A 20,900-nucleotide genomic window follows, 5' to 3' on the forward strand; every position below is an offset into this window, starting at 1 on the left:
CGCGCGGGCTACCGCCCTGCCCGCCGCGCCCCGGATTTCACGCCGCCGCGCAGCGATCGAAATGGAAATGCTTTTCCAGCAGCCGCACATCGGTGATCGAGATGCCCGGCGTCTTGACCATCGCGAAGAACACCGTCTGCCCGGTCATGATCTCCAGCTTCGGCCGATCGACCTTGCCATCGGCGATCATCACCAGCTGCCCCTCGGCCAGCTGCTCGCGCCAGCGGCGCAGCGCTTTTTCGTCGCCGCATTCGGGATCGCGGACATGCACCATCCCTTCGATCCCGCTGCCGAACGCATCGCGCCAGTGATAGTCGCCCGCCTTGCCAAAGGCGTGGCTGTAGCCGCATTCGTTGACCATCCGGTGGCTGTTGAAGAATTCTTGGTCGCCGACCACTGCGAACGGCACCGTGCCGCCGCCATTCCACAACACCATGTCACCCACGCCGATCGTCAGCGTGCCGGGCGCCACGGCGAAGCCGCGCGCCTGGGGCTGCACGCGCAGGTGATGCGTCTGCATCTCGCCCGCCGCCTTGTCCTCGCGGACATGGATGACGTGCGGGAAATCGGTGCCGATCGCCTGGGCATGGCCCGGCACCACCGCATAGGCATAGTCGCCGGGCCGCATGAAGCGCTGGCCATAGCAATCCGCGCGGCCGAGCGCGCGGCTGTCGAGTTCGTTGTACATCGTTTCTCTCCCCTGTTTCAGGCCGGCGAAATGTCGGCGGTGAGGACCAGCTCGTCCTCGTCGCTCGCCTGCACGCTCGCCGTGATCGCATCGATGGTGACATGGACCGCCGGATCGACCGCGCTGGTCGCCGGCAGCACTTCGAACAGCTGGTTCTGCTGATAGATCGGGATGCGCAGCCCGGTGATGAACAGCCCGATGATCGGCCCGAGCAGCCCGGTGAGTCCGGCGATGCCGATCAGCGCAAGGATCGTGTTGACCGCGAGTGCCAGGAACGGCCCGATGAACGGGATCGCCAGCAGGATCGGCGTGATCGCCGCACCGATGACGACGAGCAGCCCGGCCGTTGTCGGCCCAAATTGCAGATTGGGCACACCAGCGATTTCCGCCTCGACCTTCCACACCCCGCCGCTGAGGCTGATCACCAGCTTGAAGTCGGCGGTGGTCTTGACGAAGTCGCCGAACGACACCGGCACCGAGATGGTGGGCCAATCGATGCAGATGCGCGGTGTGCAGACGCGCCCGACGCACGGGATGTTCACGCACACCTGCGGCAGGCAGAAATCGGGCAGGATCGTGCTGAGATCGATGCCGATGCTGAGATCGGCGTGCCAGTTGGCGCGCAGATCGACGACGCGAATGATGTCCGGCGCGATCAGATCGACATTGCCGCTGACCAGATCGGCCGAGACGGCATAGCTGGCGACGAACGGGCCGAGGCTGCCCGAACCGCTTTTCGACTGGGTGGGAACGAGGGCGATGGCCGTATCCACCAGCTTGTTGGCGGCGGTCTCGTCGACGGCCGCAATTATCTCCGCCATGGCGGTTCTCCTGTGATTGGGGTGTCAGACGATGCCGCGTGCCTTGATCTGATCGTCCTCGATCAGCGGCCCGACGGTGGGGACGAGCTGGAACGCGCCGGCGCGCAGCGCCTCCAGCGGCAGGCGGACATTGGCCAGCACTGCCTGGAGGATCATGAACATCAGGCATTCGAGGAAGGATTCGAGCTCGTCGGGCTTGATGTCGACGATCTCGACCGCATCGACGGCGAAGGCGATCCCGTCCTTGCCGTTGGCGGTGAGGACATGTTCGATATGGCCGAGCGCGAACACCGAAAGCTTGAAGCAGGTGAGCTCGCTGAGCGGATGCTTGTCATCGCCGCGCGGCGGCTGATCGTCCTTCCCGCCCGTGCCCGGGCGCGGCGGGCGGGGATCGATGCGCAGCTTGCGGCATTCGATGCAGAGTTCGGCATCGATCCGGGCGGCGAACTGGCCGGGGCCGAGCGCGAGTTCGGGCGGCAGGTTCATCGTCTGCTTGAACAGGTCGATCCGCGGGATCGACATGCGCAGGCGCCACTGGATGCCGCCAGCGACACCGGGAAAGGCGATCGCGTCCATGCGCGTTTCGGAAACGGTGGTCACCGGCGTGAAGGCGGGCGACCCATAGGCCAGATAATGCGGGCGTGCGGTGCAGAAGGCGGTGACCAGATCGTTGATCGCCGTTTCATGCACACTCGCGAACACGGCCTCGCCCTGAGTGAGACTCATCGTGCATCTCCATTGCGGTTCGGGCACCGGGCGAGCGGATCGGCACGCACGCGATCGGCACAGGGCCGCTCCCGGCGCACGGCCGGTTCGCATCGCATCTCGATTCCCGTTCGATCGGGTGCGGCCGGCTATTGCGCAGGCAATCCCGAGATCAGCTCGCGTCGGCGCGGCGATCCTGCGGTTCCGGCATCGTCCTTTGGGCACCGGCATGCCCCTCATCCGGTGCAGACAGAGCTATACGCGCGAGGACGAGCGCCCTATTGGACGAATCCGCCATCGCTGCCGCTTCGGTCGCAATCCAGTCGTGCGCTTGTCGATTGGGCGTGACGCCCCCCGTTCGATCGGGCGACGATGCACGCTTTGTCGTGCGGCTGCGGGCGATGCCAGCTTGCGCTGGCACGACAATGGGCAGGGGCGCCATTCACGCCGAATGCGCGCGGCGGTTATTCGTGAATGAGCGTGGATGGTGTGGTTAGACTGGTCGGGGCGACAGGATTCGAACCTGCGACCCCCACACCCCCAGTGTGATGCGCTACCAGGCTGCGCTACGCCCCGACCGAGGGTGCGCCCTCTATGACGCTTGCGCTCGCGATGCAAGCGCAGACGCACGTTCGGCGATATTTTCAGCTGCCGAGCGCTTCGAGCCCCATCGCAATCGCACCGAGCGGACCCGCCATGTCACCGAGCCCCGGCGGGCCGAGGCGCGTTTCGAGTTCGGCGCAATAGGGCGTGAGCGCGCCATAGCCGGCGATGTTTTCGGCGACCTTGGCGCGCACCGCCGGGAACAGTTGCGGCCGCTTCGTCATCACGCCGCCGCCGATCGCGATGCGTTCGGGCGCGAGTGCCACGATCAGATTGTGGAGCAGCGCGGCGAGATCATGGGCGAAGAAATCCCATTCGGGCGCATCGTCGGCCACTTCATGGCCCGGCCGGCCGAATCGGGCGGCCAGCGCCGGGCCGGAGAGCAGCCCTTCGGCGCAATCGCCGTGGAACGGGCACCAGCCGGCGAAATCGTCTCCCGGCGCGCGGGCCGACCGCATATGCCCCGCCTCGCCGTGCGAATAGCCCATGATCGGGCGCCCGCCCGCCACCAGCCCGACGCCGACGCCGGTGCCGATGGTGATATAGGCGTGCGCGGCGAGCCCGCGGGCGGCGCCCCAGCGCGCCTCCGCCAGCGCGGCGCCGTTGACGTCAGTCTGGATCGCAAGCGGGCGGGCATAGCGCGCGGCGAGCCGGCGCGTGATATCCGTGCCGCTCCAGCCCGGCTTGGTCGTCGCGGTGATCGATCCGAAATCGGGCCGCGCCGGATTGAGCTCGATCGGGCCGAAGCTGGCGATGCCGATCGCATCGAAACGCCAGCCGTCGAGCACCGCCTCCAGCGCCGCCAGCGTCGTGACGGGATCGGTGGTGGGCACGACATGCTGTTCGCGGACGTCGTCAGGTCCGCTGCCCAGGGTCGCTACGCATTTGGTGCCGCCCAGTTCGAGGCCGGCGATCGAGATCTGGCTTGCCATGCGAAGCGCGCTAGCGTGCCTCGCGGCTTTGGGGAAGCCGTATCAGCGATCGTCGGCGGGCGAATGATCGGTCAGGCTGACGAACAGCAGCGCCGCCGTGAACAATCCCATGGCGCCGAGCGCGAGGTACAGAAAATTTCCGCCGATGATATCGAGCATAGCCACCTCCATGAAATTCTGCATCATCATGCAAAAGCGCGCTCGATATATTGACCGGAGTCAAAATATGGTGGTTTTACGGTATTCGAATCGCTCCAATTTGCTTGTGCTGACGGTCAGATTTTCGCATCCTGCGGTTGTTGTTCGCTTGGAGTAGACGATGGTTTCGCGGCCGAGCCACGATGCCGAAGCAATGGCGCTGCTGATCGACGCAACCGTCGATCGCGGTATCATGATGCTCGATGCGGACGGCGCCGTGGTCAGCTGGAATCGCGGTATCGAACTGATGGCCGACGCCACGCCGGATCAGCTGCGAGGCGCCCGGCACGACGATTTCTATCCGCCGGCCGATATTGCCGAGGGCAGGCCCGTGCGGGACCGAGCCGAGGCGAGAGCGAATGGCCGCGTGACCATGGAAAGCTGGCGGCTCCGCCGGGACGGGTCCGAATTTCTGGCCGATGTGCAGCTGACGGCGCTGTTGCGGGCGGACAACACGTTGATCGGCTTCGCCGAAGTGTGGCGCGACATCACCGATCTCAAGGCGACCGAAACGGCGCTGGAGGGGAGCGCGCTGCACCTGCGATCGATCCTGGCCACGATCCCGACGGCGATGATCGTGATCGACGAGCGCGGCATCATGCTGTCGTTCAGCGCGGCGGCGGAACGGCTGTTCGGCTGGCACGAAGCCGATGTGATCGGCCGCAATGTCAGCATGCTGATGCCAGCCGCCGACGCGCATCACCATGACGGCTATCTGGCGCGTTATCTGACGACCGGCGAGCGGCGGGTGATCGGTATCGGCCGGATCGTGATGGGGCGGCGGCGCGACGGCACCGATTTTCCGCTGGAGCTTCAGGTCGGCGAGGTGGTGAGCGACGGCCGGCGGATCTTCACCGGCTTTCTGCGCGACCTGACCGCCGAACAGCGCGCCGAAGTGCAATTGAAGGAACTCCAGTCCGAGCTGCTGCACGTTTCGCGCGTGTCGGCGATGGGCACAATGGCGTCGACGCTGGCGCATGAGCTCAACCAGCCGCTGACCGCGGTGGCGAATTATGTCCAGGCAGGGCGGGCGCTGGTCGGTCGCGACGACGATCCGGCAACCCGCACGATGGTGAGCGAGATGCTGGAAAGCGCCGGCAAGGAAGTGCTGCGCGCTGGCCATATCGTCCGGCGGCTGCGCGAGTTCGTCTCACGCGGCGAGGTGGACAAGAGCATCGAGAACCTGCCGCAGCTGATCGACGAGGCGGGGCGGCTGGCGCTGATCGGCGCGCGCGAACGCGGGGTGAGTGCGCAATATCGGATCGATCCGGCGGCGGGCGCGGTGCTGTGCGATCGGGTGCAAATCCAGCAGGTGCTGGTCAACCTGATCCGCAATGCCGTGGAGGCGGTGGCGGAAAGCCCGCGCCGCCAGCTGACGATCGGCACCGATGTTGCCGCGAACCACATGATCCGCATCTATGTCGCCGATTCCGGCCCGGGGGTGGACCCGGCGATCCAGTCGCGGCTGTTCCAGGCCTTTGCCAGCACCAAAGAACACGGCATGGGGCTGGGCCTCTCGATCTGTCGCACGATCGTCGAGGCGCATGGCGGGCGGATCTGGGTGGAGCGGGCACCCGGCGGCGGGGCGATGTTCTGCTTCACGCTGCTCTCCGCGCAGCAGGACGAAGCGGCCTGAGCACGCGCGGCGCTCAGTCGGACCAGCCGCCGCCCAGCGCCTTGTAGAGCGCGATCGCCGCCTGGCCGGTTTCGGTGCGGGCGCTGTCGGCGCGCTGGCGGGCGGATTGCAGCGACTGGCGGGCGCGGGCGAGCGCGAGCCGATCGTCTTCGCCGCGCGCGGTGCGCGTTTCGCTCAGCGTGAACGCCGCCTGCTCGCGGGCGAGCGCGGCAACGGCTTCCTGCTCGGCGGTGCGAGCGGCGAGGAAGCGGTTGATCGCCGCCTCGCTGTCGGACAGTGCCCCGGCGACGGCGCTGGTATAGGCGGCGGCGGCCTGATTGGCGCGGGCATCGGCGGCGCGGATCTGCGCGCGCACCGTGCCGCCGGAAAAGATCGGCCAGGAAAAGCTCGGCCCGATCTGGAAGCGCGTGCTGTCCCCCGAGGCGAGATCGCCGATTTTGCGCGCCTGCTGGCCGAAGCCGCCGGTGAGGCTGAAGCGCGGGAACAGATCGGCGGTGGCGACGCCGATATCGGCGGTGGCGGCGGCCAGCGTGCGCTCGGCCTGGCGGACATCGGGTCGGCGCTGGAGCAGTTCGGAGCGGACGCCGACCAGGATCGTATCGGGGCTGGCGGGCAGCGGCGCCGGCGCCATCAGCCCGGGCACCACCGTCTCCGGCGCGATGCCGAGCAGCGCGGCGATGCGATAGGCCGCCGCCGCGGCGCGGGTGCGGGCCGCCGGCACCGCCGCCGCACTGGTGCGCGCCGAAGCGTCGGCCTGCGCCGCCTCGATCGCGCTCGCCTCGCCTGCGTCGAAGCGCAGCCGGGTGAGCCGCGCGAGATCGGCAGCAGCGTCGGCCAGCGCCTGCGCGGTGGCGATGTCCGCCTGGGCGGCGCGGAGGTCGAAATAGCTGCGCGCGACCTCAGCCGCGAGCGTCAGCGTGACGTCGCGCCGGGCATAGGTGGCTGATTCAACACGAGCGTCGGCGGCCTCGGTCTGGCGGGTGCGACGGCCCCAGAGATCAACTTCCCAGCTTGCGTCGAAGCCGAGATCAAACAGCCCGAAATCGCGGTCGATGCCGGGGATGCGGCCGATCGGCAGCTGGCCGTTCTGGCTCAACCGGTTCTGCGTCGCCGAGCCGCTGGCGCTGAGCGTGGGCAGGCGGCCGCCGGCAACCGCGTCGCGATTGGCGCGCGCCTCGGCGATCCGCGCCTCCGCCTCGCGGACATCGGGGGCGGTGGCCATTGCCTGCGCGACCAGCGCGTCGAGCCGCTCGTCGCCGAACGCGCGCCACCAGGCGAGATCGACCGCACCGGGCGCGCCGGGTTCGATCCAGTCGGCACCGGCGCCGGGCAGCGGCGCGGGCGGCCGATACTCCGGCCCTACGGTGCAGCCGGCGAGCGCGGTGACGGCGAGGAAAAGGGGGATCAGGCGGGGCATCGTCACTCCATGCGGGCGCGGAACAGCCAGGCCGAGGTCGAAAGCGTCACGCACGCGATCAGCGCCAGCGGCCAGAGCTGGTGGAACACCGCCGTCGCCGGCATCGCCTTCAGGAACAGGCCCTGGACGATATCGAGGAAATAGCGGGCGGGATCGAGATAGGTCACGACCTGCAGCCAGGGCGGCATGTTTTCGATCGGGCTGGCATAGCCCGACAGCAGGATCAGCGGCGTCGTCACCAGAAACACGCCGAGAAACGCCTGTTGCTGCGTCTGCGACAGCGCCGAGACGAACATGCCGATGCCGATCAGCGCGAGCATGTACATCCCCAGCGACAGGAAGAAGAGCGAATAGGCGCCGGTGAACGGCACGCCGAACACGAGCGGCGCGACCACCAGATAGACGCTGCCGTTGATGATCCCGATCACGAAGGGCGGCACCATCTTGCCGATCAGGATTTCATGGACGCGCAGCGGCGACACCATCAGCTGGTCGAACGTCCCCAGTTCGCGCTCGCGCGCGATCGACTGCGAGGTGACGGCGAGCCCCGCGACCGAGGTGATGATCGCGACCAGCGACGGCAGCGTGAACCAGATATAGTCGAGGCTGGGATTGAACCAGTTGGTGACGATGCTGCCCCCGCCCCCGCCGCCGGCGGACCGGGGCGCAAGATCGGCCCCCACCCCGCCCGCGATCTGGGCGAGATAGCCGCTGACGATCTGTGCCGCGTTCGATCGGCGGCCATCGAGCACCGCGCCCACGGTCGCCGGCCGGCCGGCCGCGACGTCGCGATCGAAATCGGGTTCGATCACCACCGCTGCGATCACCCGCTGATCGTCGATCGCTTCGCGCAGCGCATAGGTATTGGCGAGCGGGACGATGTGGCGGAAGCGCGGGCTGGCCGCGATCCGGCTGACCAGTTCGGTCGAATGCGCGCCGCTGCTCAGATCGAGCAGGCCGATGTCGACATTCTTGACGTCGAGCGTCGTCGCGAAGGTGAAGATGAACAGCTGCATCAAGGGCGGCACGAACAGCACCACGCGCGACTTGGGATCGCGCAGCACCGCCCACATTTCCTTGACGATCATTGCCCAGAGCCGGCCCATCAGTCGAGACTCCGCCGGGTGACGCGGAACGACAGCAGGAAGAAACCGAGCCCGAACAGCAGCATGATGCCGATATTGGGCAGGATCAGCCCCCATTGGTCGCCCGCCAGGAACACCGATTCGAGGCACGGGATCAGGTAACGTGCGGGCACCAGATAGGTGAGCGCTTGGATCGGCCAGGGCATCGAGCCGATCTCGTAGATGAATCCCGACAAGAGGAAGGTCGGCAGGAAGGCCGAGAGCAACGCCACCTGGCTGGCGACGAACTGGTTCTTGGTCGCCGACGAGATGAACAGCCCGAGCCCGAGCGCGGGCATCAGGAACGCCGAGGCGATGGCAAACAGCGCGAACACCGATCCGCGAAACGGCACGCCGAACACGAACACGCCGATCACCGTGCAGAGCGCCATCGATGCGAGCGCGAGGAGGAAATAGGGGATCACCTTGCTGGCGATGAATTCGGCCATGCTGATGGGCGTCGCCATCATCGCCTCCATCGTGCCGCGTTCCCATTCGCGCGCGACGACCAGCGCGGTGAGCAGCGTGCCGATCATCGTCATCACATTGGCGATCGAGCCGGGGACGAGAAAATAGCGGCTCTTGAGTTCGGGATTGTACCAGAAGCGCGGCGACAGGCTGATCGGCGCGGCGGCGGCACGCGGATTGCGCGCCAGCCCCTCCGCCTCGGCCCAGGTCTGGCGGACGCCCTCGCCATAGGAGGCGACGAAATTGGCGGTATTGGGCTGCGAGCCATCGGCGATGATCTGGATCGGCGGCGCACTGCCCCTCGCGACGCCGCGGCCGAAATCGGCGGGGATGACGATGATCGCACGCACCTTGCCCTCGACCATCTGGTCGCGCACCGGCTGGATCGCGCGCGCCATCGTCACGTCGAAATAGCTTGAATGCTGGAATGCCTGTGCCAGCCGCAGCGCGGGCGCGCTCGAATCCTGCATCACCAGCGCAATGCGCGTCCGCGTGGTGTCGAGCGACACCGCATAGCCGAACAGGAACAACAGGATCATCGGCAGCACGAACGCGATCAGGAAGGTCGACGGATCACGGGCGATCTGCGCCGTCTCCTTGGTAACCAGCGCGGTGACGCGGCGGGGCGAGAAGCGGATGCCGGTCATGCTGCCGCGCGCCCCTCGCGCTCGCGGTCGAACGCCTCGATCAGGGCGATGAAGGCATCCTCCATCGTCGGGTCGCTGGCGTCGGTCAGCTGGGCGGCGCGGGCCTTGAGTTCGTCAGGGGTGCCGGTGGCGATCTGTTCGGCGCGGTAGATCAGCGTCGCGCGATCGCAATATTCGGCTTCGTCCATGAAATGGGTGGTGACCAGCACGGTCACGCCCTTTTCGACAAGCCCGTTGATGTGCATCCAGAATTCGCGCCGCGTGACCGGATCGACGCCCGAGGTCGGTTCGTCGAGGAACAGCACCGGCGGCTCGTGCATCACCGCGCAGGCGAGCGCCAGCCGCTGCTTGAAGCCGAGCGGCAGGCCGCCGGCATTGGCGTCGAGCCGATCGCCGAGCTCGAACGTCTCGATCATCGCGTCGATCGCGGCGCGGGCGCGGGTGCCGCGCAGATCATAGACGCCGGCGAAGAAATCGAGATTCTGCCGCACGCTGAGATCGCCATAGAGCGAGAATTTCTGGGCCATATAGCCGAGCGAGCTGCGCGCATCGGCGCGCGCGCGGCGAAGATCATAGCCCGCCACCGCGCCGCTACCGCTGCTGGGCGTCAACAGGCCGCACAGCATCTTGAACGTGGTCGACTTGCCCGCGCCATTGGGGCCGAGCAGGCCGAAAATCTGCCCGCGCGGAATTTCAAAGGCCATGTCGCGCGCCGCGGTGAAATCGCCGAAGCGCTTGGTAAGCCCCTTTGCCTCGATCGCCGGCGCGTCGTTGGCGGGGATGGTGCGATAGCGTTCGGCGAGCGCGCTCGTCCCGCTGGGGCCGCCGCCCAGCCGTTCGATGAAGCCATCCTCGAAACGCGGCGCCACCGGCACCACCCGCCCACCAGCGGCGTCGAGCGTCTCGGCGGTGGGCGGCGGTGCGCCCTCGCGCATCAGCAGGCGCACCGAGCGGCCCTGGATCGTACCATCGATCACGTCGTCGCGATCGAGCGCGTGCGTCAGGAACTGCCGCCGCCGCTCACGAAAGCCGGTGACGCCGAACACACGATCGGCGACGCGGCCGGTGAGATCGCCTGGCGGGCCATCGAACAGCAGCCGCCCTTCGTTGAGCAGATAGACGGTGTCGCACTTCTCCGCCTCGTCGAGATAGGCGGTTGACCAAAGCACGCCGATCCCCTGCCCCGTCAATTCGCCGACCATCGCCCATAGCTCGCGCCGCGAGATCGGGTCGACGCCGACACCCGGCTCGTCGAGCAGCAGCACGCGTGGCGTGCGGACCAGCGCGCAGGCGAGGCCGAGCTTCTGCTTCATGCCGCCGGACAGCTTGCCCGCCAGTCGATCCTGAAAGCGGGCGAGATCGGTGAATTCGAGCAGCCGGGCAAAGCTCGCCTCGCGCTCGTCGCGGGGCAGGCCGCGCACCTCGGCATAGAGGGTGAGGTTTTCGCGGACGCTGAGATCCTCGTACAGGCCGAAGCGCTGGGGCATATAGCCGAGTTCGTCGAGGCGCTGGCCGGGCGCCGCGCCGAGCAGTTCGACCCGACCGTCGTCAGGCGCCATCAGCCCGGCGAGGATGCGGATCAGCGTGGTCTTACCCGCGCCATCGGGGCCGACCAGGCCGGTGACCTGGCCCGGCACGATCTGCATCGAAATGCCGTCGAGCGCGGTGATCGCGCCGAAGCGCTTGACCAGCCGGTCCGTCGAGGCGAGCGGGGCGTCCACCCGGATCAGCGCTGCTCGACGCGCGGCCGTGCCGACGGCACCGCCACCGTGACCGGCTGGCCCTGGCGCAGCGCATCGTCCGGGTCCGTCACGATCACGCGCAGCTGATAGACGAGATCGGTGCGCAGGCTTTCGGTCTGCACCGTCTTCGGCGTGAATTCGGCGCGCGGCGAGATATAGCCGATCGTGCCGTGATAGGTTTTCGAATTGCCGTCGGCGGTGACCAGCACCGGCATGCCCGGGCTGATCCGCGACAGATCGGTTTCGGCGACATAGGCGCGCACCCGCATCGGGCGATCGATCGACAGCGTCAGCACCACCTCGCCCGCCTGCACGATCGCGCCGGGTTCACGCGCACGCGTGACGACGGTGCCGGCGACGGGCGCTTCGAGCATCGTGTCGCCGCGATCGGTGGCCGCGCTGGTGCGCGCAGCGCGGGCGGCCGCGACATTGGCTTGCGCCGCGGCGATATCCTCCGGCCGGCTGCCGACTTCGAGCAGCGACAGCGCCTGCTGCGCCTCGGCGAGCGACGCGCGCGCGCGATCGCGATCGGCGACGGTCTGTTCCCACAGTGCCTTGCTGATCGCGCCCGGCGCAACCAGCGGCCGGCGGCGGGCATAAGACTGTTCGGCGTTGGCGAGCGCGGCGCGCGCGGCAGCGACGCGAGCGCGGGCCTGGGCGATATCCTGGATGCGATTGCCGTTGCGCAGCTTGCCGAGTTCGGCCTCGGCCTGGGCCAGCTGGGCGTCGGCCTGGGCGACGCGAGCATCGAGGCTGGCGGTGTCCAGCACCGCGAGCTTCTGGCCGCGCGCAACCTTATCACCTTCGTCGACCGCGATGTCGGCGATGCGACCGCCGACGCGGAAGGCGAGATCGACCTCGCGGATATCGACATTGCCGCTGAGCGAGAGCTCGCCGGCGCGGTCCGAGGCGAGCAGGCCGAAGCCGCGCGTGGCGATCCCCGCGATCACCAGCGCCGCGACGGCAAGGATCACGATCAGGCGGCGGTTCATCGGGGGCTCTCCATCAGGATGGCATGGATGTTGGCGCGCAGATGCGCGCGGAGGCGGGTGGCGATAGCCTCGTCGATCTGGGTGACGCCGAAGCTGCGGGTGATGGCGGCACGGCTGGCGCGCAGCACCATCGCCTGGCCGAACAACAGGATGCCGACCGCGAGACAGTCATCGCGCGACAGATCGGCGCGGGCCCGGCCGATCAGCGCGACGACCACGTCGAGCACCGGCCGCATCGCGCCATCGAACAGGCGGTCGAACGCCTCGGTCGGCTCCTGCTGCTCGCGGATAACGAAGCGGGCCCAGCTTTCGGTTTCGGAGTTGAGCATCATTTGGGCGATGCTGTCGAGCAGGTCGGCAAGCGCCGGCGCCGCCGCCTCGCGCGTGTCACCGGCGGCGAGCGCGGCGCGGGCGACGCCATGCTGCATCGCGGCGATGCGTTCGCCGATGTGGGCGGCTGCGGCGAGGTAGAGACCCTGTTTGCCGCCGAAATGATAGGTGATCGACGACATCGCCGTGCCCGAGGCACGCGCGATCTCACGCGTGCTCGCACCTTCGAAACCGAGGCGGCCAAACTGGTCGATCGCGACGTCGAGAAGCACTTGCGAGGTCAAGTCGTACCCTAATTCGTTCGACCGAACAAATACGCGGGCGCAACGATTCTGTCAAGCGGGCCGCCGGTTCAGACGTAATGGGGTTCGCGCCGCTCGTGCAGCTGCTCGTAGTGGACCAGCGCCTGCTCGCCTTTCAGTGGCACCGGTTCGCCGCCGCGGAACGCCCATTCGCCACGATCGCAGTCGGCGGCGCGGACATAGCCGTTGATGTAAAGCCGGCGCTGGTGGTTCGAGCGGTTGGCGCCCGATCCGTGGACGAGATAGGGGCTCCACATCGCGAAGTCGCCGGGCTGAAGGACGAGATCGACCACCCGGTCGGGCGACAGGCCGGCGTCGATAAGCATGCGGTCCTGGAGCGCGGTGCCGAGCACTTCGCTGGTGGTATCGAGCGGCAGATCGCCGGCAAGGTGACTGCCGGGGACGAAGCGCATGCCGCCGCTCAGCGGCTCGTGCGGATCGATCGCGATCGCGGTCTGGACATAGGCGTCGCCGAGGTTGCGATAGGCATGGTCGGGTTTGCGGAAGCGCGAATCCTGGTGCCAGGCGAAATCGCCCGCACTGCCCGGCGTCTTCCAGTGGAGCTGGTTGATGATCTGCTTGACGTCGCCCCCGATCAGCGGCGCGAGCAGCGCGGCGATGCGGCGATCGGTGCGCACCTGATCGAACAGCGGCTGGTGATAGGCCATCCACTGCACCATCGGCACGATGGGCCGGCCATCCTCGCCCGCCAGCACGCGGTAGAACAGATTGCCGTGGCGGAAGCTGCGGCCATGCGCGACGCCTTCGGCATGAACGCGGTCCATCGCCGCGCCGATCGCCGCCACCTCGTCGGGCGCGAACAGCCCGCGCACCACCGCATAGCCGTCGCTTCGGTAGGCCGCGACCAGATCCGTCCACTCGTCCATCGCCACATCGTCCTTCGCGTCGCCCGTTTCATTGTAGGCGGCGCACGGCGGCCTCGGCCAATAACGTCGCGCGCGTCGCGGATGCCCGAGGGCTATGGCGTCGGAATCACCGTGGCATCCTCGCGCTTTTCGGGGCGGATGTAGATCGAGCTGAGCTGGGGCAGCCGCTCCTTCAGCCGCGCCTCGATCCGCTCGATCAGCGCTTCCGCCTCGCCCATCGGCACATCGTCGTCGAAATCGGCGCTGATCGCCGCGAACACCCGATCGGGGGCAGTGTGGATGGTGCGGACATGGTTGACGTGGACGATCGCCGGTTCGGCGTCGAGCATCGCGCGGACCTGGCGGATGAGATCGGGGTTGGCGCGTTCGCCGATCAACAGGCCCTTAGCTTCGCGAGCGAGGAGCGTCGCGACCGCGCCAAGGATCACGCCGATCACGATCGAGGCGGCACCGTCGATCCGGGGGTCGCCCCAGGCATGGCTCGCCCAGACGCCGATCGCGGCGATGACGAGGCCGGCGAGCGCCGCCGAATCCTCGAATAGCACGATGAAGCCGGCCGGATCCTTCGAATCGCGGACCGCCTGCCACCAACCGGTATCGCCCTTCGATCGGGCGAAATCGCGCACCGCGATCGCCCAACTGGTGCCTTCGAGCGCGAATGCGATGGCGAGGACGATATAGTTGACCAGCGGATCGCGCAGCGGCTCGGGCTCGGCAATATGGCGCCAGCCTTCATAGACTGAAACGCCCGCCCCCAGCCCGAAGATCAGGATCGCGACGACGAACGCCCAGAAATAGAGTTCGCGGCCATAGCCGAACGGATGCGCCTGATCGGGCGGGCGGTTGGCGCGGTGCTGGCCGAACAGCAGCAACCCCTGGTTGCCGCTGTCGACCATGCTGTGAACGCCTTCGGTGAGCATCGACGACGAACCGGTGAACGCCGCCGCCACGAACTTGGCGACGGCGATCCCGACATTGGCGGCGAGTGCCGCATAGACGACGATGTTTTCCCGCCAGCCCGCGGCCGATGCCGCCACGCCCGTCGGCTCAGTCGCGCTCGGAGGCTGCCGGCGTTTCCTCGCCCCGCCGGTCGGCGGCGCGGCGCGCCTCGGCATCGGCGTCGTAACCAGAGCTTTCGGGCGCCTGGTTGTTGTGGACGGGCTGGGTCGAGGCGGGCGGATCGGACGCGTCCATCGATTCGTCGAGCGCGCGATCGAGCCGCGCCTCGTTGCTCTGGGGATTGCGGGCGAGACGTTCCTCGATGGTCGCGTCGGTGCCGGCGTCCGACGAGAACACCGCGCCTTGCTCCGGCTTTTCGTCAGGTCCGGGGGCGACCGACATCCGGTCCATCGCTTTGTCGAGGCTCTTGTCGGTCGGTGGGTTGGTCATGGGGCGCTCTCCTGTGCGTTGCGAGGGTCAACGGACATCCGGGGAGCGCGTTCCGTGTGGAAGGGCGCCAAAAACGAAACGGCCCGGTGGATCGCTCCACCGGGCCGCCGGATCGAAATTGCCGAAGCCGATCAGTCGCGCGAGGCGCCGAACAGCCGCAGCAGGAAGAGGAACATGTTGATGAAGTCGAGATAGAGGTTCAGCGCACCCATGATCGCGACCTTACCCTGCTGGGGCGTGCCCGCGACATAGGTGTACATGCTCTTGATCTTCTGCGTGTCATAGGCGGTTAGGCCAGCGAAGATCAGCACGCCGATCGCGCTGATGATCAGGCTCATCGTGCCCGACTGCAGGAAGAGGTTGACCACCATCGCGACGATCAGGCCGACCAGGCCGATCATCAGGAAGGTGCCGAAGCCCGACAGATCCTTCTTCGTGGTGTAGCCATAGAGGCTCAGCGCCGCGAAGCCGGCGGCGGTGCCGAAGAACACCTGCGCGATCGACGTATCGGTATAGGTGATGAAGATCGTCGAGAGCGACGCACCCAGCAGACCGGCATAACCGAAGAACAGCGCCTTGAGCGTGCTTTCCGACATGCGGTTCTGGCCGAAGCTCATCGCGAAGACGATGGCGAGCGGCGACAGCATCACCACCCAGCCAAGCAGCGACGGCCCGATCGACAGCCCGCGCGAGGTTTCCTGCACGGTGAACAGGAGCGACTGGAGCGCCCCCACCTTGCCGAACGCCAGCGCGACGATGCCGGTCAACAACACGCCCGAGAGCATGTAGTTGTAGACCGACAGCATGTACGACCTGAGCCCCGCGTCATGCGCCTCGGCGCGCGCGCCTGCCGTCGCGTAGGGCGACGCGCTCGAGCGGGGATCGGACCAGTTAGCCATTGAAAACTCCTTTGCCCGGCTCATTGCCGGATGACGGGAATATCGGTGCGGATGCCGCCCGATTCAAGCGAAACCGGGCTCAGCAACGTTTCGATACAATAGGGCCAAGGACTCGCAATTTGAAGCGCGGGCGTCAACGCCCTAGGAGACAAGCCATGCATCGCCTGTTCGTCGGATTCCGCCCGCCCGCCGCCATTCGCGCCCGCCTGCTGGCGCTGGCCGGCGGCGTGCCGGGCGCCCGCTGGCAGTCGGACGACCAGCTGCATTGCACGCTGCGCTATATCGGCGAGGTCGATCGCCGCGTCGCCGAGGACGTGGCGATCGCGCTCGACAATATGCGCTTCGCGCCGTTCGAGGTGGCGGTCGACGGCGTCGGCGAATTCGATAGCCGCGGCCGCCCCAACGCGCTATGGGCCGGCCTGCGCCCGCACGATCGCGTGGCGTCGCTCCACCAGAAGATCGATCAGGCGCTGGTGCGGGCCGGCCTCGCGCCCGAGCGCCGGGCATTCCTGCCGCACATCACGCTGGCGCGAATGAACGCCGCGGCGGGCAGCAACGACCGGTTCCTGGAAACGCATGCCGGCCTTGCCAGCGAGCCGTTCACCGTCGATGCGTTCCTGCTGTTCGAAAGCCATCTCGGTCGCGAAGGTTCAGTCTATGAAGCGATCGGCCGCTATCCGCTGACCGGCTGAACCGGCGCCAGCCCCCGCACCACCAGCCGCAGCGCGGCGGCAACCGGCGCCTCCGCAGAAGGCAGCTTTCCGTCGATCGCGAGCGTTGCCAGCCCGTGAACCACCCCCCAGGTGGCCAGCGTGCCGGCATCTTGCGCGTCCGTAGCAATCCCCGCCACCCGGCGCGAAAGAATCGCGAACGCCTCGCCATATTGGCCGGGCGCCGCATCGCAGACCGGGCGTCCGCCGAACATCAGCCGGAACAAGGCCGGGCGCGCGAGCGCGAAACGGAGATAGGCCAGCCCCTGCGCCACCAGCGCCGCTTCCGCCGGCTCGGTGCGGTCCGCTTCAGCCAGACATTCGGCAAGCGCGGCGAATCCGGCCTCCGCCGCCGCTCCCAGAATCGCGGCCTTGTCCGCGAAATGCCGGTACGGCGCCATCGCCGAGACGCCGGTTTCGCGCGCCAGCGCCCGCAATGTCACCGCCGCCTCGCCCTGTTCGTCGATCATGCGGATCGCCGCCTCGATCAGGCGCGACCGCAATCCTGCGTCGGGGGTCGGATCAGCCACTTGTGTACACCGTAAACTTGCTATAGGGATTTACAGTGTAAACATGGAGGCATCCAATGCAAGCTGCTACGCTTCGCGAAACCGTCGACCTGTCAGCCTATCCCGAGTTGATCGTCGTGATCCTGGGCTTCCGGCTGCGCCGGCTGCGCGCGATCCCGGCGATGATCCGCATCGGCCGAGGCCTGTCCGCACTGCGCCGCTCGCCGCCGGACGGCCTGCTGGGGGAGGATCAGATGCTGTTCGGCTGGAACCATGTCGGCTTCCGCCAATATTGGCGCGACCTGGCCAGCCTGGAGGCGTTCACCCGCAGCGCGCCGCATAGCGGCTGGTGGCGAGACTTTGTGCGGGATCCGCAGGGCGCGGGCTTCTGGCACGAAGCCTATGGCGCACGCGGGATCGAGGCGGTCTATCTCAACCTGTCAGGCCGCCCGGTGGGGCTGGCGCAGTTCGCGCCGGTGGTGCGGCCAGTGGGCACGCTGCTGTCGACACGACAGCGGCTTGATGCCCATGCTGGCCGGCGAGCACCAGCGTCAGAATGACGCCCATTCGCCGGCATCGACTTTGTCCACCGTCGCCACCGGCGAAACATAGGGCTTGGCTGCGCGCGCGGGCGCGGAATTTGCCCGACGCGGGGCGGCGGCAGGACGGGCGTGGCGGCCGGCATCGCCGATATCGAAGCTCAGCGCCTGGCGCTTGAGCGATTCGACTTCGCCGTTGAGGTTGCGCGCGGCGGCCGATGTCTGTTCGACCATCGCCGCATTCTGCTGCGTCGCCTGGTCCATCACGTTGATGGCGGTGCTGATCTCGCCAACGGCGGCGGCTTGGGCCTGATTGTCGGTTGCCATGCTGCCAAGCAGTTCGTGCACCTCGCGCACGTCATTGGCGATGTTCGCGAATGCCTCGTCGACGCGCTCGACCATGCCGACGGCGGCGACGACATCGGTCTGCGTCGCAGTGAGCTGTTCGCGGGCGCGGCCGGCTTCTTCCTCCGCGCGCATCGCCAGCGCCGAGACGAGATCGGCGACCACCGCGAAGCCGCGGCCCGCCTCACCCGCACGACCCGCTTCGACGGCGGCGTTCATCGCGAGGACGCGCGTCTGGAACGCGATCTTGTCGAGCCCCTCGATCACCGCGTCGATGCCCTTGGCACTCTCGGACACCCGGCCCATCGCCGAAACCGCCTGATCGGCGACGCTGCGCCCCGATTCGACCGAGGCGATGGCGCCATCGGCACGCGAAACCGTGCGGCCGGCATTGGCCGCCGTGGTCTTGAGACGCTGGTCCATTTGCGTGATCGAGGCGACGGTCTGTTCGAGGCTCGCCGCAGCGCCTTCGGTCCGCCGCGCCAGATCCTCCGAGGCGCTGGCGATTTCGGACGACCCGTTGGCAATCGTCTCGGCCGACGTAACGACGGAGCCTACCAGCGTGCGCAGCGCGGCAAGCGCTTCGTTGAAATTGGTCTTGAGCACGGCATTGGCGCCCGGGAAGTCGGCAGTGACTTCGGCGGTCAGGTCGCCCTTGGCCAGTCGTTCGAGCGAATTGCCGAGCACGCGGACCACTTCGGCCTGCTCTGCCGCTGCCTTCTTCTGCGCAACAGCGGCGTCGCGAAAGATCAGCATGCCGCGCGAGATGCGGCCGACACAATCCTGGTAGTCGGTGTGCGCGATCGGGCCGTCGAGATCACCGGCGGCAAGCCCCTCCATCCGCACGACGGTCGCCACATAAGGGTCGGCGATCGCCGAGCGATAGACGCGCGTGACGGCGAATGCGCCCGCGATCGCGAACACGTTCACGCCGAACATTATCCACGTCGGCAGCACAAGGCCAAGCAGCGCAAGCACCGTCATCAGCCCGATAAGCGAGCCGAACGTAAAACTGAGCTTGTTCCGGATTGGCGCGACGACCTTTAACCAATGCAGCATCATCCACTCCACGAGTGCGGGACTCGCACCGCGAGCCGAGCAGTTGTGCGGAAGGGTCAACGGAGGCGTGGCACCCGTTCTCCCGAACCTGTCCCTATTCTAGGAGGGAAAAAGACGCCGCTGACGCGATATTCGAGAGAAAGCTGCTCATTTTGGAAACATTGGGGAAACCAGCAATAATTTGTGACGCTACACCCCGGAAAAATAAGCAGTTTCCCGCTACGGTCAGTTCCGCGTCGGATCGATGAGATATTTCTCGCCCGTCGCCTTGCGTTCATAGGCGCGCAGCACATCCGGATCGAGCGCCTCGGCCAGTCCGATCGTGCGGCTATAGCGGCTGGCGAACACGGTGGTGAGGTCCGCCAGCACGCGGCGCCGCATCGCCGCCGCCGTCTCCGCCCCCGCCCGCCGCAGGAACGGCATCAGCAGCCAGCCGGAGACGCTCCAGCTGAAGCCGAACGCCAGCCGGTTGAGCGTTGTCGGCGCGGTATCGAGTGCGCCATAGATATAGAGCTGCTTGAACTGTTCGGAGCCGTAACGGCTATAGTCTGCCATGCCCCGCACCGCCGCCGCCTCCATCGCCTGGAGGATGTCGCTGCCCAACCGGCCGCCGCCGATCGCATCGAACGCAATCGTCGCGCCGGTCGCCTCGACCGCGTCGACCAAGGCTGCTGCGAAATCGGGATCGCGGCTGTTGAGCACATGGGTGGCGCCGATCTCGCGCAGGATCGCCGCCTGTTCGTCGGAGCGGACGATGTTGACTAGGGGAATGCCGTCGGCAAGGCACAGGCGCTGGAGCATCTGGCCGAGATTCGACGCGGCGGCGGTATGGACGATGGCGCGGTGGCCCTCCATCTTCGCCGTTTCGACGAAGCCGAGCGCCGTCATCGGATTGACGAACAGCGCGGCGCCATCGGCGGCGCTGGCGCCTTCGGGCAGCGGCACGACGTCGCGCGCCTTGAGCAGCCGATAATCGGCGAACATCGCGCCGCCGAACATGCCGACCCGCTTGCCGACCAGATCTGCCGCATCGGCGCCGGCCGCGACCACCGTGCCGGCGCCTTCGTTGCCGACAGCGAGCGACTGGTCGAGCCGCGCCTTGAGCCCGGCGAGCCGGCCCTGCGGCACATCGAAGCACAGCGCCTCGCCGTCGACGCGCAGCGACGCGATGTCGGCGGGGCCGAGCAGCAGCCCAAGATCGCTCGGGTTGATCGGTGCCGCCTCGACGCGGACGATCACCTCGTCAGCGGCGGGATCGGCAAGCGTGACGTTTTCGAGCGACAACCGCAGCGTTCCCGTTTCGCTGACCAGCGATCGCAATTCCCGGCCGGACAGGGCCATTCTCATTCTCCCGTTGAAATTGGTCTAGCGTCCAATGCCCGGACGCGGCTCGGGGTCCGCGATCGCCTCGCCGCCCGCGCGCGCATCGAGCAGCATCGCGACGAGCCGGTCGGCGGCGGCGGTAACCTCGTCCCAGGTCCGCTCGAAGCCGCGGGCGAGGCCGTAATAGGGATCCTTCACCCCGCGCCCTTCCCAGCCGGGCACGACATCGAGCAACAGGCCCAGCCGCGCAGTGGCGCGCGGCGGCGCCAGCGCGCGGAGGTCGGCGAGATTCTGGGGATCGAGCGCAAGGATGTGATCGAACCGGTCGAAATCCGCCAGTTCGACCCGGCGCGCGCGCTGGCCCGAAATATCGACGCCGTGCGCAGCCGCCACCGCGATCGAGCGCGGATCGGGCCGATTGCCGACATGCCAGCCACCGGTGCCGGCGGAATCGGCGAGGACGTCGATACCGGCACGCGCCGCCGCGACGCGAAACGCCCCCTCGGCCAGCGGCGAGCGACAGATATTGCCCAGGCAGACGAACAGGAATGCCGGCTGACGCATCGTGAAAAACTCTCTTTCGTAAATCGGGTACGCTCTGCTAGCCTTCCCGCCAATCGCGATCGAACGATCCG

At 67.6% G+C, this 20,900-nt stretch carries 22 protein-coding genes and 1 tRNA gene; 3 read left to right on the forward strand and 20 right to left on the reverse strand.

The window, feature by feature from the left end:
• Positions 1–37 precede the first annotated feature (37 nt).
• The 6 genes from ACX40Y_RS01190 to ACX40Y_RS01215 all read right to left on the reverse strand — a co-directional run bounded on the left by ACX40Y_RS01190 (position 38) and on the right by ACX40Y_RS01215 (position 3,938).
• A complete protein-coding gene (locus ACX40Y_RS01190; RefSeq protein ID WP_459117701.1) occupies positions 38–688 on the reverse strand; it encodes a cupredoxin domain-containing protein in 651 nt (216 codons plus the stop codon).
• A 17-nt stretch (positions 689–705) separates the two neighbouring features.
• The gene (locus ACX40Y_RS01195) at positions 706–1,509 is read right to left on the reverse strand and encodes a hypothetical protein (RefSeq protein ID WP_459117702.1); all 804 of its coding nucleotides are present in this window, start codon (positions 1,507–1,509) and stop codon (positions 706–708) included.
• 24 nt (positions 1,510–1,533) lie between these two features.
• Positions 1,534–2,235 (reverse strand): hypothetical protein, encoded by a 702-nt coding sequence (locus ACX40Y_RS01200; RefSeq protein WP_459117703.1) that lies wholly within the window; start codon positions 2,233–2,235, stop codon positions 1,534–1,536.
• A gap of 478 nt (positions 2,236–2,713) precedes the next feature.
• A tRNA-Pro gene (locus ACX40Y_RS01205) sits at positions 2,714–2,790 on the reverse strand.
• A gap of 68 nt (positions 2,791–2,858) precedes the next feature.
• Positions 2,859–3,749: an ROK family protein gene (locus ACX40Y_RS01210; protein ID WP_459117704.1), complete on the reverse strand. Its 891-nt coding sequence runs from the start codon at positions 3,747–3,749 to the stop codon at positions 2,859–2,861.
• Positions 3,750–3,791: 42 nt separating this feature from the next.
• The gene (locus ACX40Y_RS01215) at positions 3,792–3,938 is read right to left on the reverse strand and encodes a hypothetical protein (protein ID WP_459117705.1); all 147 of its coding nucleotides are present in this window, start codon (positions 3,936–3,938) and stop codon (positions 3,792–3,794) included.
• Between the two features lie 130 nt (positions 3,939–4,068).
• On the opposite strand from ACX40Y_RS01215, the gene ACX40Y_RS01220 reads away from it, so the two are divergent.
• A complete protein-coding gene (locus ACX40Y_RS01220) occupies positions 4,069–5,583 on the forward strand; it encodes a PAS domain-containing sensor histidine kinase (protein WP_459117706.1) in 1,515 nt (504 codons plus the stop codon).
• A gap of 13 nt (positions 5,584–5,596) precedes the next feature.
• Here the strand turns inward: ACX40Y_RS01220 and ACX40Y_RS01225 are convergent, their stop codons facing one another.
• The 10 genes from ACX40Y_RS01225 to ACX40Y_RS01270 form a co-directional block, all read right to left on the reverse strand.
• Positions 5,597–7,000 (reverse strand): efflux transporter outer membrane subunit, encoded by a 1,404-nt coding sequence (locus tag ACX40Y_RS01225; protein WP_459117707.1) that lies wholly within the window; start codon positions 6,998–7,000, stop codon positions 5,597–5,599.
• A 2-nt stretch (positions 7,001–7,002) separates the two neighbouring features.
• Entirely contained in the window at positions 7,003–8,106 is a 1,104-nt protein-coding gene (locus ACX40Y_RS01230) for an ABC transporter permease (RefSeq protein ID WP_459117708.1), read from the reverse strand.
• Positions 8,106–9,239 (reverse strand): ABC transporter permease, encoded by a 1,134-nt coding sequence (locus ACX40Y_RS01235; RefSeq protein WP_459117709.1) that lies wholly within the window; start codon positions 9,237–9,239, stop codon positions 8,106–8,108. Before ACX40Y_RS01235 ends, ACX40Y_RS01230 begins: the two co-directional genes overlap by 1 nt.
• The gene (locus tag ACX40Y_RS01240; protein WP_459117710.1) at positions 9,236–10,960 is read right to left on the reverse strand and encodes an ATP-binding cassette domain-containing protein; all 1,725 of its coding nucleotides are present in this window, start codon (positions 10,958–10,960) and stop codon (positions 9,236–9,238) included. Before ACX40Y_RS01240 ends, ACX40Y_RS01235 begins: the two co-directional genes overlap by 4 nt.
• Positions 10,961–10,965: 5 nt before the next feature.
• Entirely contained in the window at positions 10,966–11,973 is a 1,008-nt protein-coding gene (locus ACX40Y_RS01245; RefSeq protein ID WP_459117711.1) for an HlyD family efflux transporter periplasmic adaptor subunit, read from the reverse strand.
• Entirely contained in the window at positions 11,970–12,575 is a 606-nt protein-coding gene (locus tag ACX40Y_RS01250) for a CerR family C-terminal domain-containing protein (protein WP_459117712.1), read from the reverse strand. The genes ACX40Y_RS01245 and ACX40Y_RS01250 overlap by 4 nt, the downstream gene beginning before the upstream one ends.
• A gap of 80 nt (positions 12,576–12,655) precedes the next feature.
• Positions 12,656–13,492 carry a phytanoyl-CoA dioxygenase family protein gene (locus ACX40Y_RS01255; RefSeq protein ID WP_459117713.1) on the reverse strand — a complete coding sequence of 279 codons (837 nt, stop codon included), beginning with the start codon at positions 13,490–13,492 and terminating at the stop codon, positions 12,656–12,658.
• Positions 13,493–13,584: 92 nt separating this feature from the next.
• The gene (locus ACX40Y_RS01260) at positions 13,585–14,529 is read right to left on the reverse strand and encodes a cation diffusion facilitator family transporter (protein WP_459117714.1); all 945 of its coding nucleotides are present in this window, start codon (positions 14,527–14,529) and stop codon (positions 13,585–13,587) included.
• 10 nt (positions 14,530–14,539) lie between these two features.
• A complete protein-coding gene (locus ACX40Y_RS01265) occupies positions 14,540–14,881 on the reverse strand; it encodes a hypothetical protein (RefSeq protein ID WP_459117715.1) in 342 nt (113 codons plus the stop codon).
• Between the two features lie 131 nt (positions 14,882–15,012).
• Positions 15,013–15,780: a Bax inhibitor-1/YccA family protein gene (locus ACX40Y_RS01270; protein ID WP_459117716.1), complete on the reverse strand. Its 768-nt coding sequence runs from the start codon at positions 15,778–15,780 to the stop codon at positions 15,013–15,015.
• 155 nt (positions 15,781–15,935) lie between these two features.
• Here ACX40Y_RS01270 and thpR point away from each other — a divergent pair, with 155 nt between their 5' ends.
• Positions 15,936–16,472, forward strand: a complete 537-nt coding sequence (gene thpR, locus ACX40Y_RS01275) for an RNA 2',3'-cyclic phosphodiesterase (RefSeq protein ID WP_459117717.1) — start codon at positions 15,936–15,938, stop codon at positions 16,470–16,472.
• Here thpR and ACX40Y_RS01280 read toward each other — a convergent pair.
• Entirely contained in the window at positions 16,454–17,020 is a 567-nt protein-coding gene (locus ACX40Y_RS01280) for a TetR/AcrR family transcriptional regulator (RefSeq protein WP_459117718.1), read from the reverse strand. The two genes, thpR and ACX40Y_RS01280, sit on opposite strands and share 19 nt — an antisense overlap.
• Positions 17,021–17,076: 56 nt before the next feature.
• On the opposite strand from ACX40Y_RS01280, the gene ACX40Y_RS01285 reads away from it, so the two are divergent.
• Positions 17,077–17,559, forward strand: a complete 483-nt coding sequence (locus ACX40Y_RS01285) for a monooxygenase family protein (protein ID WP_459117719.1) — start codon at positions 17,077–17,079, stop codon at positions 17,557–17,559.
• On the opposite strand, the gene ACX40Y_RS01290 is transcribed toward ACX40Y_RS01285, so the two are convergent.
• The 3 genes from ACX40Y_RS01290 to ACX40Y_RS01300 form a co-directional block, all read right to left on the reverse strand.
• Positions 17,551–18,942 carry a methyl-accepting chemotaxis protein gene (locus tag ACX40Y_RS01290; RefSeq protein ID WP_459117720.1) on the reverse strand — a complete coding sequence of 464 codons (1,392 nt, stop codon included), beginning with the start codon at positions 18,940–18,942 and terminating at the stop codon, positions 17,551–17,553. The genes ACX40Y_RS01285 and ACX40Y_RS01290 overlap by 9 nt on opposite strands.
• 225 nt (positions 18,943–19,167) lie before the next feature.
• Positions 19,168–20,283 carry a zinc-binding dehydrogenase gene (locus ACX40Y_RS01295; protein WP_459117721.1) on the reverse strand — a complete coding sequence of 372 codons (1,116 nt, stop codon included), beginning with the start codon at positions 20,281–20,283 and terminating at the stop codon, positions 19,168–19,170.
• A gap of 24 nt (positions 20,284–20,307) precedes the next feature.
• Entirely contained in the window at positions 20,308–20,829 is a 522-nt protein-coding gene (locus ACX40Y_RS01300; protein ID WP_459117722.1) for a low molecular weight protein-tyrosine-phosphatase, read from the reverse strand.
• Positions 20,830–20,900 lie beyond the last annotated feature (71 nt).

This window comes from Sphingomonas sp. RS6 (genome assembly GCF_054489705.1).